Source organism: Ensifer adhaerens (assembly GCF_001270265.1).
In the GTDB taxonomy this organism is placed as follows: domain Bacteria; phylum Pseudomonadota; class Alphaproteobacteria; order Rhizobiales; family Rhizobiaceae; genus Ensifer; species Ensifer adhaerens_B.
In genome coordinates this window covers 174315-187122 of the sequence record NZ_LGAP01000001.1, presented here as the reverse complement: position 1 = coordinate 187122, position 12808 = coordinate 174315, and the positions used below count along the sequence as shown (strand labels likewise).

General features: G+C 62.3%; 10 protein-coding genes. 6 read left to right on the top strand and 4 right to left on the bottom strand.

Features of this window, described 5'->3' with window-relative positions:
• Nucleotides 1-218 precede the first annotated feature (218 nt).
• The 4 genes from AC244_RS00850 to AC244_RS00835 all read left to right on the top strand — a co-directional run bounded on the left by AC244_RS00850 (nt 219) and on the right by AC244_RS00835 (nt 5400).
• A complete protein-coding gene (locus AC244_RS00850; RefSeq protein ID WP_053246971.1) occupies nt 219-1457 on the top strand; it encodes an MFS transporter in 1239 nt (412 codons plus the stop codon).
• Between the two features lie 101 nt (nt 1458-1558).
• A complete protein-coding gene (locus tag AC244_RS00845; RefSeq protein ID WP_053246970.1) occupies nt 1559-2959 on the top strand; it encodes a multicopper oxidase family protein in 1401 nt (466 codons plus the stop codon).
• A gap of 78 nt (nt 2960-3037) precedes the next feature.
• Nucleotides 3038-4189 (top strand): ribonuclease D, encoded by a 1152-nt coding sequence (gene rnd / locus AC244_RS00840; RefSeq protein WP_053246969.1) that lies wholly within the window; start codon nt 3038-3040, stop codon nt 4187-4189.
• 167 nt (nt 4190-4356) lie between these two features.
• Nucleotides 4357-5400 carry an adenylate/guanylate cyclase domain-containing protein gene (locus AC244_RS00835; protein WP_053246968.1) on the top strand — a complete coding sequence of 348 codons (1044 nt, stop codon included), beginning with the start codon at nt 4357-4359 and terminating at the stop codon, nt 5398-5400.
• Nucleotides 5401-5403: 3 nt separating this feature from the next.
• Here AC244_RS00835 and AC244_RS00830 read toward each other — a convergent pair whose 3' ends face one another.
• Nucleotides 5404-5811, bottom strand: a complete 408-nt coding sequence (locus tag AC244_RS00830; RefSeq protein WP_053246967.1) for a DUF2000 family protein — start codon at nt 5809-5811, stop codon at nt 5404-5406.
• Here AC244_RS00830 and AC244_RS00825 point away from each other — a divergent pair.
• Both AC244_RS00825 and AC244_RS00820 read left to right on the top strand, forming a co-directional pair.
• A complete protein-coding gene (locus tag AC244_RS00825; protein ID WP_082366696.1) occupies nt 5810-6706 on the top strand; it encodes an AraC family transcriptional regulator in 897 nt (298 codons plus the stop codon). The two genes, AC244_RS00830 and AC244_RS00825, sit on opposite strands and share 2 nt — an antisense overlap.
• A 207-nt stretch (nt 6707-6913) precedes the next feature.
• Nucleotides 6914-8272 (top strand): esterase-like activity of phytase family protein, encoded by a 1359-nt coding sequence (locus AC244_RS00820; RefSeq protein WP_053247621.1) that lies wholly within the window; start codon nt 6914-6916, stop codon nt 8270-8272.
• 57 nt (nt 8273-8329) lie between these two features.
• Here the strand turns inward: AC244_RS00820 and ppx are convergent, their stop codons facing one another.
• The 3 genes from ppx to hdaA all read right to left on the bottom strand — a co-directional run bounded on the left by ppx (nt 8330) and on the right by hdaA (nt 12806).
• Entirely contained in the window at nt 8330-9853 is a 1524-nt protein-coding gene (gene ppx, locus AC244_RS00815) for an exopolyphosphatase (protein ID WP_053246966.1), read from the bottom strand.
• Between the two features lie 11 nt (nt 9854-9864).
• On the bottom strand, nt 9865-12051 hold the full coding sequence (locus tag AC244_RS00810; RefSeq protein WP_053246965.1) for an RNA degradosome polyphosphate kinase: 2187 nt from the start codon (nt 12049-12051) through the stop codon (nt 9865-9867).
• Between the two features lie 65 nt (nt 12052-12116).
• Complete coding sequence (gene hdaA, locus AC244_RS00805) at nt 12117-12806, bottom strand: DnaA regulatory inactivator HdaA (RefSeq protein WP_053246964.1); 690 nt, start codon at nt 12804-12806, stop codon at nt 12117-12119.
• Between the last annotated feature and the right edge of the window lie 2 nt (nt 12807-12808).

The window sequence follows — 12808 nt, the reverse complement described above, 5'->3', positions numbered from 1 at the left end:
TGTCAAGCCGAGACCTCCGCGCTCCCCGAGGGAAGCGCCGCTGATACCACGCAAATTCGACCCCATTCGTCGGCTTGAGACAAAGCATTCACCCGAACGGCGCGAAAAGAACGATTATCGTCACAATTCGCGACTGTGCGCCACGGGAATGCGTCGCTACACATAATGGGTCCGCCTTCATCCCGACTCGCGAGCATCTTTCGGAAGTCGCCTGCCCCATGTCGCAAATTCGTCCGCTCATTCCGCTTCTCGTCACCGCAGGCATCCTCATCGGTGGCAACGGACTGCAGGGCACGTTCATCTCGCTGCGGGCACTCGAAGAAGGTTTCTCGACGTCATTGATCGGCGTCATCGGCACCGGCTACAACATCGGCTTCGCGCTCGGCTGCGTGTATGTGACCCGCATCCTGCGTGCCATCGGCCACATCCGCACCTTCTCGGCGATGGCGGCCATCGCGTCGGCGGCGGCGATCGCCATGGTGCTCGTCATCAACCCGCTGATGTGGTTCCTGATGCGGCTTGTCGCCGGCATCTGCTTCGCCTGCCTTTTCGCCACCGTCGAGAGTTGGCTGAATGCCAGCGTCACCAATACGAATCGCGCGCGCACGCTTTCCGTCTATCGTCTGGTAGATCTTGGCTCGGTCACCGCGGCGCAATACGTCATTCCCGGCGTCGGCATCGGCGGTTTCGAACTCTTCGCGATCATCTCGATGGCGCTCACATTGTCACTCGTGCCGATCTCCTTTGCCGATCGGTCGAGCCCGGTGGCGCCGGAAGCGATCCGCTTCGACGTCAAGGCGCTGTGGAACATCTCGCCGCTTGCGACCGTCGGCTGCATCGTCGTCGGCCTCACCAACGCCGCCTTCCGCTCGCTGGGTCCCATCTACGCGCAGGGGATCGGTCTCTCGGTGACGGCGATTGCCACCTTCATGAGCGCCGGCATCATCGGCGGCGTCGTGCTGCAATATCCGCTCGGTCACTATTCCGATCAGATCGACCGGCGGTTGATCATCCTGATCGCCACCTTCGGGTCGCTGCTCGCCGGACTTTTCCTCGCCTTTGGCGCCGGCAACGACGAGTGGCTCAATTTCGCCGGCATCTTCCTTTTCGGCGCCTTCGCCATGCCGCTCTACTCGCTCTGCTCGGCACATGCCAACGATCACGCTGCGGAAGGACAGCACGCGCTGGTCTCCGCGGGGATGCTGTTCTTCTGGTCGCTCGGTGCGATCATCGGCCCGCTGTTTGCCTCCTTTCTGCTCGAAATCTTCGGTCCGCAGGCGCTGTTCATCTATACTGCCGCGGTCCTCTTCCTCTTCATGCTCTATACGTTGAGACGCATGACGGCGCGTGGCGGCGTTCCCGCAGAAGCGCGCGCCATGCCCTTCCGCAACCTGCTGCGGACCTCGTCCTTCTTCAACAAGCTCGCGGGCGGCAACCACACCCGCAAGGACGACTGAAACGCCTGCGGCAAGATGTGCCTGCGCGAGATAATTGCTGATTGCGGCGATCAGGTTTAGAACCGGGCCCATCGCCCTATCCAGTTGCCGAGATTGCAAAAATGCCCCTGATCAGCCGCCGCACATTCCTCCAGGGCTCCGCCGCTTTGGGCGGCGCTTTCGCCTTCGGCGCCGGCATGGCGGCGCGCGCCGGCGCCGCGCCGGATCCGCAGATCCTGACGGCACAACTGACTGAGGCACAGATCGCCGCCGATGGCGTGACACCCAAGGTCATGACCTATGGGCTGGGGGATACCGCCAGCAACGGCATGCCGCCTGTCTTGCGGATGCGCATGGGCGAGACCTATGCCGCACGGCTGATCAACCGGCTCGACGAGCCGACGACCGTCCACTGGCACGGACTTCGGATACCCAATGCCATGGACGGCGTGCCGGAGATGACGCAGCCCTATGTCTATCCGGGCGACCCCTTCGACTATGTCTTCACGCCGCCGGATGCCGGCACCTTCTGGTATCACCCCCACTGCAACACGCTGACGCAGATGGGAAGCGGGCTGACCGGCGTCATCGTCGTCGAAAACCCGGTTGATCCGGTATTCGACGCCGAGATCGTGCTGAACCTGCGCGACTGGCGGCTCGGCAAGGGCGGCGCCTTCATCGACCCGTTCAAGCCGAGGGATGCCGCGCGCGGCGGCACCTATGGCACGGTTCGCACCGCGAACTGGCAGCAGGCGCCGAGCTACGACGCGCCCGCCGGCGGTCTCGTGCGGGTCCGCATCGCGGCCACGGATGTCACGCGGATCTATACGGTCGGGCTGGAGGGGGCAGACGCCATGGTCGTGGCGCTTGACGCAAACCCGGTCGACAAACCCTTCCCGCTCGATCGCTGCGACGTCGGCCCGGGCCAGCGCATCGACCTCGTCGTGCGGATGCCCGACAGCGAGGGCGCCACGGTGAAGCTCGGCAATCTGCGTGGCTCGCATCCCTGGACGATCGCAAGTTTCCGGGCAACGGGCCAATCCTTGAAACGCGATATCCGCGATGTCGCTCCCCTTCCCGCCAATCCGATCGCCGAGGCGGACCTGTCGGTGGCCACCCGCATCCCGATCGACCTGACGGCCACCGCCGAACACAAGGCGACGCCTTCGATCTGCGGCTCTCTCGGCTACACCTTCTGGGCCATCAACAAGGTGCCGTGGCCGGGTGACACGCCGGATCCGATCGCACCGATCGAGGAAATGAAGCTCGGCAAGAGTTATGTCCTGCAGATCGCCAATCGGACGCCGCATGCCCATCCGATCCACCTGCACGGCATGAGCTTCCGCATTCTCAACTCGAACAGGCGGACCTTCCTGCCGCCGCCGACGGACACCATCCTGCTCTTGCCCGACGAACAGGCGGAAATCGCGCTCGTTGCCGACAATCCAGGTGATTGGGTGTTCCATTGCCACATCATCGAGCACCAGAAGACCGGCATGACCGGTTATTTCAGGGTGGTTTGAGAATTTCGATTGTGACGGATGGCACGAAGGGCTACACGAAAAACATAGCCGCATTTTTGCCACAGTGATTTAAGTCCGATGATTGAAACAACAGCAGATCTAGAGGCCGCCTGCCAGCAGCTGGCCCGCTCAAGTTATATTACGATCGACACGGAATTCCTGCGTGAGACCACCTTCTGGCCGGAGCTTTGCCTGATCCAGATGGCGAACCCGGATATGGCCGTCATCGTCGACCCGATGGCCAAGGGCATCGATCTCGCGCCGTTCTTTGCGCTGATGGCCAACCCCGACGTGGTCAAGGTCTTCCACGCAGCGCGTCAGGATATCGAGATCATTTTCCATCTCGGCAATCTGATCCCGCACCCGATTTTCGACACGCAAGTCGCGGCCATGGTCTGCGGCTTCGGCGACAGCGTCTCCTATGACCAGCTCGTCAATCGCATCAAGGGTGAGCAGATCGACAAATCCTCGCGCTTCACCGATTGGAGCCGCCGGCCGTTGACCGAGAAACAGCTCGACTACGCGCTGGCCGACGTCACGCATCTGCGCGACATCTATCAGTACCTGAATGCGCAGCTCGAGCGCGAGGGCCGCTCGCTGTGGCTTTCCGAGGAGATGGCGATTCTCGAGGCTCGCGACACCTACGACCTGCACCCGGACGATGCCTGGCAGCGCCTGAAGATGCGCGTCAAGAAGCCGATCGAACTCGCAGTGCTGCAGAAGGTCGCTGCCTGGCGGGAACGCGAGGCGCGCAATCGCAACGTCCCCCGCGGGCGCATCCTCAAGGACGATGCGATCTACGAAGTCGCGCAACAGCAGCCGAAGGACTCCGAGGCGATGGCACGGCTGCGAACCATCCCGAAGGGCTGGGAACGCTCGAGCGCCGGAACTGCGCTGATCGAGGTGGTCAACGAAGCGCTTGCCATCCCCAAGACCGACCTGCCGCGGCTGCCGCGGCAGAACCACACGCCCGAAGGTGCAGCCGCTGCCACCGAAATGCTGAAGGTGCTCTTGAAGCTGATCGCCGAGAAGCAAGGCGTGGCCGCCAAGATCATCGCCAACAGCGACGATCTCGACAAGATCGCCGCCGAGGGCGAAAACGCCGATGTCGGCGCACTCAAGGGCTGGCGGCGCGAGCTGTTCGGCGATACGGCACTGAAATTGATCAATGGTGAAGTGGCTCTGCGCTTCGTCGACAAGAAGATCGAAGCGATGGAAATCGGCGATTGAAAACGGCGGGCGGAAACAACTTTCCGCCCGAATCCGGCTCTAGCTGAAGGGCCGGCGGGATAGAATCACCATCGTGGCAAACGACGTGAAAACGACGTCGACGTGATGTGGCGCACCCCTGCCGGTTAACACGTTCGCCCGCTTCTCCCGGGACTGAGGCTTTCCGCATGCGCTGGCGTTTCTCCACGTTCGAAGGACTTCTCCTGCTGCTGGTCGTTGCGGGTGCCGGAGCTGTTTACGCATGGGTTGTCTATGGGACGGGCGGCCTGATCGGCGCGACCTACGCAGTCTTCATGTGTATGCCGATCGTCGCCTTCGAACGTCGCATCATCTTCCGGCGCCTCAATCGACGGATCCATTCCTTCTCAACGCCGGTCTTCTTCGTCGCCTCGCTCGCGGTCTATTTCGTGCTTCTCGACATCGGCTATGCGGCCGCCGGCCTGATCATGCGGGTGAGCGGTGTTATGGGGGATAACTGGATGGAGGCGATGATGCCGTCCAAAACGGTTCTGCTCTTTGCACTCGCCATTTCGGGATCGCTCGTCTTCATTCTCAGAGTCCGCGAATTGCTGGGGCGCGATGTCTTCCTGAGCCTTCTGACCGGGCGCTACCGCAAGCCGATCCAGGAAGAGCGCGTCTTTCTGTTCATCGATCTCGCCGGTTCGACCTCCTATGCCGAGCGCAACGGCGACCTCCGGATGCAGGAATATCTCGGCAAGCTGTTCGCGACGATTGCAGACCCCGTGCTGCGCTATCGCGGGTCGATCGACGACTATGTTGGCGATGCCGCCGTCATCACCTGGCCCTTCGACCGGGCCACCAATAACGCGACCTGCATCCATTGCGTCTTCGATATTCTCGAAATTATCGACGCGGAAGCGCACCGCTGGCAGAAGGAATTCGGCGAGGTTCCGCGCCTGCGTGCGGCCCTTCACGGCGGAACCATCGTCGCTGCCGAGATCGGCCTCGACAGGCACAAGATCACCTATTTCGGCGATACGGTGAACACCACCGCTCGCCTCGAAGGCTTCTGCAAGACGCTCGGCCACCAGGTACTGATCTCCACCGACCTTGCCCGCAAGATGCGCCTGCCGCACTACGTCCGGGTCGAGGATCTCGGTGAGCACGCCGTCAAAGGACGCGGGCAGAAGCTCGGCGTGCTGGCGCTTCGGGCTGGGGGTACGCCAGCGCCGCAGCTGGCGTCCAGCTAACTTTCAACCGTGCAGCTTCGCCCCCTTGGTGACCTTGTCGACCAGCTTCTTGTCGGCATGGATGGCGATGCCGGCAACCTTCGCTTCGTCGGGCTGTGTTTCGGCAAAGACCGCGCGGTTGGCGCTGTCGTGGTCGGTCGAAAACATGGCATCGACATAGATCGAGGTTCTTATCTCTCTTTCGATCGCGCGGCGTTGAATATTGCCGAGCGTCGCACCATCTGCCGATAACACGATGATCGGCTGAACGCTCAGAGCATTGTAGACGTTGCCGGCGCCATCGCGATAGGCTTCCCCGATGATCGCCGGTTTCTGCCCGGCGATGCCGGTTGCCAGAAATGCGGTGACGTTCAGCTTCTGCCAGGTGGCCAGATCCTCGCGCAACACGATCGCGAACTTGGTGTCGAACATGACGGGTATCTCCATATCAGGACATCAGGGCGTGCCCAAGGAGGCCATAGCCGAGGAAGCGGCCATCAATCTTGAACGATTGTGCGGATCGCCGGGCGATGGGATCCGCGTCGCCGCACCGGTCGACGGCATCGAGCGCATCGAGGCGCGACTGCACGGTAAGGTCTTCGAGCCGCATCGCCACGACACCTATGCGCTCGGCGTAACGCTGGGCGGCATCCAGACCTTCCAGTATCGCGGCGAGAGCCGCTACAGCACACCCGGGAGCATTATCATCATTCACCCCGACGAGGTGCACGACGGTGGTGCGGGAACCGAAGCGGGCCTTCGCTACCGGATGATGTACCTGCAGCCGGAGCGATTGATCGCCGCCCTTGGCGACAACGGTGGCGCCTTGCCATTTATCGCCGCTCCGGTTGTCGGCGACGTCGCCCTGCGTCAGGCGATCGGCGAGGCTCTCATGGATCTCGACGGCGGCATAGACGAACTGGCCCTCGACGACATACTCACACGCATTGCCGAGGGATTGTGCCGCCATGCTGGGACGACGAGCAAGCCTGCCGGTAGGTCGGCGAAACGGGCAGTGTTCGAAGCGACGGACTATCTCAGAGCCAACCTTGATCGCCCGGTTGGTTCGCAGGAACTCGAAGCGGTCAGCGGCCTTGATCGCTTCACGCTCGCCCGCCAATTCCGCAAGGTTCTCGGAACCAGCCCGCACCGCTACCTCCTGATGCGGCGGCTGGAGCAGGCGCGCCGGATGATTGCCACCGGCCACAGCCTGGGGGGGGCGGCGCTGGAAACCGGCTTTGCCGACCCGGCCCATTCCCCCCGCCACTTCAAGCGTGCCTATGGTGTGACGCCCGGACGGTGGGCAAGCCTGGCCCTCGCCGGCTGAACCATCGGCGCCGCCGCGTCGCCACGGCGCTGACGTCAGCGTCCGGGGTGCTCACAGCAATTTGCACCCGGCCAATTCCCGCCTGGCGCGCTGCGCAATTCGCCTGTCATCAAAGCTTCACCGGCCTGTAAGCCAAACATCACCCAACCGTCATCAAAGCCGCCTATCGGGTTCGCGTACTTTGGCATCCAACCCATGGTGACTTTCATGACCAAAACGCTTCTCGCCACCGCGGCGCTCACACTTTTGATGACGACGACCGTCCTGGCTGAGGAAAAGGCCTTTCCTGCAACGCTGAAGGCACATGCGATCCTGCCGGCAAACACGATCCTGGCAGCGCCGTCCGACGCGCCGGAACACCGGAAGACACCCGGCAAGTTCACCCCCGCCGACCGCAAGCGCGCTGACGCGATCGGCACCGTGCCGGGCAAGGATGGCGTCCGCCCGACCGGCCTTTCGCTGCCCTTCAACGGCCAGCCGATGCAGGGTTTTTCCGGCATCAAGGCGATGGCAGACGGTACCTTCTGGAGCCTTTCCGACAACGGCTTCGGCAGCAAGCTGAACTCGACCGATGCGATGCTGATGCTGCACCATGTGAAGATGGATTGGGACGCCGGCAAGGTCGAAGCGCTGAAGACCCTGTTCCTCACCGATCCGGACCGCAAGGCCCCCTTCCCGATCGTCATGGAAGGTTCCGACAAGCGCTACCTGACCGGCGCAGACTTCGATGTCGAATCCATCCAGCCGGTCGCCGACGGCTTCTGGGTCGGCGAGGAATTTGGCCCCTACATCCTGAAATTCGATGTTGACGGCAAGCTGACCGACGTCATCGCGACTGCTGTTGACGGCAAGCCGGTGATGTCGCCCGACAACCCGACCCTGACGCTGCAGGGCGACCCGTCGAAGAAGACGCCCGCCTTCAACCTGAAGCGTTCCGGCGGCTATGAAGGCATGGCACTGTCGAAGGACGGCACCAAGCTCTACGGTCTGCTCGAGGGCCCGATCTGGACCGACAGCGAAACCGTCGAACAGGCCGATGGCCGCCCGGCGCTGCGCGTCATCGAACTCGATGTCGCCAGCAAGGCCTGGACGGGCCGCAGCTGGCTCTATCCGCTGGCCGAAGGCGGTGAGGCGATCGGCGACTTCAACATGCTCGACGACAAGACCGCTCTGGTGATCGAGCGCGACAATGGGGCCGGCACGCTCGACGAGGCCTGCGCAGACCCGAAAGATCCGAAGCCGGATTGCTTTGCCGTCGGCTCGAAGGTGAAGCGTGTCTACAAGATTGCTTTCGACGACAGCAATGTCGGCAAGGCCGTGCGCAAGATCGGTTATATCGATCTCCTGAAGATCGCCGACCCGGATAACAAGAAGCGCCAGGGCGGCGGCGACGGTTACTACGACATGCCGTTCGTGACGATCGAAAACGTCGATCGCGTCGATGACACGCACATCATCGTCGGCAACGACAACAACCTGCCGTTCTCGGCCGGCCGTGCGCTTGATAAGGCCGACGACAACGAGTTCGTTCTGCTCGAAGTCGGCGAATTCCTGAAGGCGGAATAATCAAAAAGGGCGCGCGGATTCTTGTCCGCGCGCCCTTCTTCAAAGATCAAGATGCATTCAGCCCTGGAAGTGGAATGCCAGTCTCCTGCCCGTCAGCTTGCCCAACTGCTGCAGACGCCCGTCGAGGCGTTCGCCGGCAAATTCCGAATAGGCCGCAGGCACGACGATCTCCAGGTCGACATCCGGCAGAGACGATTTGCGGAAGGTCAAATTCTTTGCCACACCCGGCATCGAGGCCGAGAACAGATAGGCGACGCGCAGCAGGCCGCCGAGCAATTTCGCCAGTTCCAGTAGTCGTGGCGTGGTAATGCCGGTCAGCGCGCCGGTCGCACCGTCATCGCTCAAGCCCTCGAAGCGATAGTAATTGGCAAGCGCGATATAGGCCCGCCCGGCATGGGTGATGCCGGAGAAGGTCGAGTGGGCGATGATGTTCAGCGCCTGCAGGCCGCGATAATCCGGATGCGCGCGCCAGCTGATATCGGCAAGCAGGCAGGCGGCCTGGCGATAACGGCTTTCCTCTTCGGTTTCCTCGACGCCGAAGAACGGCACCATGCGGCCGGTCCAGTCGGCAAGCTCGCGAGCATGCTCGGGTGACCGCGCCCGCAGAATGGCAATTTCGCCGGCAGCGGTCAGCAGCGGGTCCTGCGCACGCTCGTTCTCGTTCAAGAGCGAGAAGAGATAGCCTTCGCGCACGCCGAGCGCCGAGAACGAAATCCGCTCCGGCTCCATAATCGACAGTGCCTCCTGCATCGCAATGGCGCCGAAGGGAAGCAGGCTGCGGCGGCTCTTGGAGATCGTCGCATAGGCTGACGGCTTGATGTTCTTCGGCTCGATTACCTCCGGCAGCAGCGTCATCGCCTCGTCATAGGAAATCTCGTAGCCCTGCATCATGTGCAGCGGATAATTTCGGATTTCCATGTGCAGCTTGGCGATCGAGCGCCAGGTGCCGCCGACGGCATAAAAGGTGCGGCCGGTACCGGTCTTCAGCACCGGCGAGCTTTTCATGAATTTGCGCACCCAGGTGCGGGCTTTCGGCAGCGAACCGCCACTGTGCTCGAAGAGGCGGATACCCCCGAGCGGCAGCGTGATGCCCTTGCCGATCTTCTTGCCGTTCACCTCGACCAGCTCCAGCGAGCCACCGCCAAGGTCACCGACCACCCCATCGGGATCGTGGTAGCCGCTGACGATGCCCATGGCGGAGAAATAGGCTTCCTCTTCGCCGGTAAGGATGCGGACCTTGTGGCCGAGGATGGCCTCGGCCTTCTGGATGAAGGCCGGTCCGTTGCTCGCCTCGCGGGCGGCTGCGGTCGCCAAAACATACATGGAGGTCGCACGCGCCTGCTGCGACAGGGCATGAAAGCGGTGCAGCGCCCGCAGAGCACGCTCGACGCTCTCCTCGTCCATGCGTCCGGTGGCATCGATGCCCTTGCCCAGACCGCACATAACCTTCTCGTTGAACAGCATGGCCGGAGCACGGCTCAGGCCTTCGTAGACGACAAGGCGAATGGAGTTCGAGCCGATATCCACAACGGAGACCGGGCGGATGCCGGGCAGACGCCCCTGCGCTTCAGATTCGACCATGCAATTCCAGTTTACTTGTGCCAGCTGCTCTTCCAGCCGGCAATCAGCTTCGGTGCGCTGGACTTCAGGGCTTCACCCCGGCCGGAGAGGCTGGGGTTGGTCATGAAATAATGCTGCGCGTTGAAAGGCTCGGCATCCTTGCCGACTTCCATCCGGCGAGACGTGCCGTCGGGAAGGATTTCGTAGCTCTGCTGGTTGTCGATGAGATTGCCCAGCATGATCTGCGAAAGTACCTGTTCGTGCACAGTCCGGTTGATAAGAGGCACAAGCGTCTCAACCCGCCGGTCCAGATTGCGCGGCATCATATCCGCCGAACCGATATAGACAAGCGCATTTTCCGATGGGAGGCCGTGACCGTTGCCGAAGCAGAATATGCGGGAATGTTCGAGGAATCTGCCGACGATGGACTTGACACGGATATTGTCGGAAAGGCCCGGCACCTGCGGCCTCAAGCAGCAGATGCCGCGCACCACGAGGTCGACTTCGGCTCCGGCACGGCTCGCCTTGTAGAGCGCGTCGATGATTTCCGGATCGACGAGCGAGTTCATCTTCATCCAGATCGCCGCGGGCCGGCCGGCCTTGGCGTGCGCGATCTCCTCTTCAATATGCTTGAGGATGCGGGGGCGCAGCGTGTGCGGCGAAACCGCCAGCTTCATGCCGGCTTCCGGCTCGCCATAGCCGGTGATGAAATTGAAGATGTTCGCCATGTCGTGGGCGATGACCGGGTTGCAGGTGAAGAACGACAGGTCGGTGTAGATCTTCGCCGTGACCGGGTGGTAGTTGCCGGTGCCGAGGTGGCAATAGGTGCGCAACCGGCCCTCCTCGCGGCGCACCACCATCGACATCTTGGCATGGGTCTTGAGTTCGATGAAGCCGAAGACCACCTGCACGCCGGCACGTTCCAGGTCGCGCGCCCAGCGGATGTTGGCTTCCTCATCGAAGCGGGCCTTCAGCTCGACCAGCGCCGTCACGGACTTTCCGGCTTCAGCCGCATCGACAAGCGCGCGCACGATCGGGCTGTCGTTCGAGGTCCGGTAGAGGGTCTGCTTGATGGCGACCACTTCGGGATCGTGCGCTGCCTGCAGCAGGAACTGCACCACGACATCGAAGGATTCGTAGGGATGGTGGACCACCATGTCCTTTTCGCGGATCGCGGCAAAACAATCGCCGGCGTGTTCACGCACGCGCTCGGGGAAGCGCGGATTGTACGGCTCGAAACGCAGATCGTCGCGCGGCGCCTTGGTGATCTCCGACAGCGTGTTCAGCGCCAGCAGCCCCGGCAGAACGGCAACGCGGTTTTCCGGAACACTGAGCTCCTGAACCACGAACTGGCGCAACGACGCGGGCATTTCCGAATCGAGCTCGATGCGGATCACCGAGCCGCGGCGGCGGCGCTTCAGCGCCGTCTCGAAGAAGCGCACCAGGTCTTCGGCTTCTTCCTCGACTTCGATATCGCTGTCTCGAATGATGCGGAACGTGCCGGAGCCCTTGACCTCGTAGCCCGGGAACAGCCGGTCTATGAACTGGCTGACCATGTCTTCGAGCGTGATGTACCGGATGACGTTCTTGACATCGGGCAGGCGGATGAAGCGGTCGAGCGCCACCGGAAGGCGCAAGAGCGCCGTCATCGGCTCGCGGCCGGTCTTGCTGACGAGCTGCAGGCCCATCGAGAAGCCGAGGTTCGGGATGAACGGGAACGGGTGCGCCGGATCGATCGACAGCGGCGTCAACACCGGAAAGATCAACTGGTCGAATTCGTTGGCAAGCCAGCTCTTGTCCTGCGCCGACAGTGATGCCGGACGGACGATCAGGATATCTTCTTTGGCGAGGTATTGCTGCAGCACAGCAAGCGACGCCTGCTGTTCCATCTGCAGGTTGTCGATTTCCTTGAGGATGTCTTCGAGCTGCTCGACCGGCGTCTTGCCGTCCGGCGACCGCATGGCCAGTCCCTGGCGTACCTGGCCCTCGAGGCCGGCGACGCGCACCATGAAAAACTCATCAAGGTTGGCGGCTGAGATCGACAGGAAACGGACCCGCTCCAGTAGCGGATGCGCCGTGTTAAGCGTTTCCTCAAGCACGCGGCGATTGAACTGCAGCCACGAGAATTCGCGATTGATGAACCGCTCGGGGCTGGAGAGCAGATCCACCTCCTCCGCCGCCTGTTTGTTCTCGTTCACCGCAGACGTCGCATTATCCATTGCTGATCAGACCCCATTTCGCCGCATGCAGGAACTATAACAGTTTGACGACGGAACTGTGACAGTCAATCGGAATGGCGTTGATTTCCAAGCTCTTCCAGGACTTCGGCGGCAAGCGACCGGGTCAGCTTGACGCTACGGGCAAGCGCCAGCCGGTCGATGCGCTCGACGATCGTCTGGGCGGCCTCAAGCGAGCGCTCCATGCGCTGGACGATGTAGCCAACGAGCCTTTCATCGATGAAAAGCTGGCGATCGGCAAAGAGCTTGATCAGCACCTGCGTCAACAGTTCGTCGTCGGGTTCGCCGATCTCGACGACGGTTGCTGCCTTGAGGCGCGAGCGCAGGTCCGGAAGCACGACCGGCCACGACATCGGCCAGAGCCGCGAGGTCATCAACAGGCCGGTGCCGTGCTCACGAACGCTGTTGATGACATGAAACAGTGTGGTGTCGTCAAACCCCTGGCGGTCGGCATCCTCGAACAGGACCGGGCCTTCGGCGGCGATCAGTGCGGCGTTCGAGTCCGCAACCGGGTGGATCGTCCGCGCGCCCGCCCTCTCCTTCCAGATGCTGGCGAGATGCGACTTTCCGGAGCCGACCGGGCCGGCGATGATGACGACGGGCGACGGCCAGTCGGGCCAGTGATCGACGATCGCGATCGCCGCGCTCAGCCGATCGGAAACGAGCAGATCCTCACGACCCGTCGCCGGGTCGTGGTCGAATGCCAGAGGCAGTTGTTCGAAGGGACGTTTTGTCATGC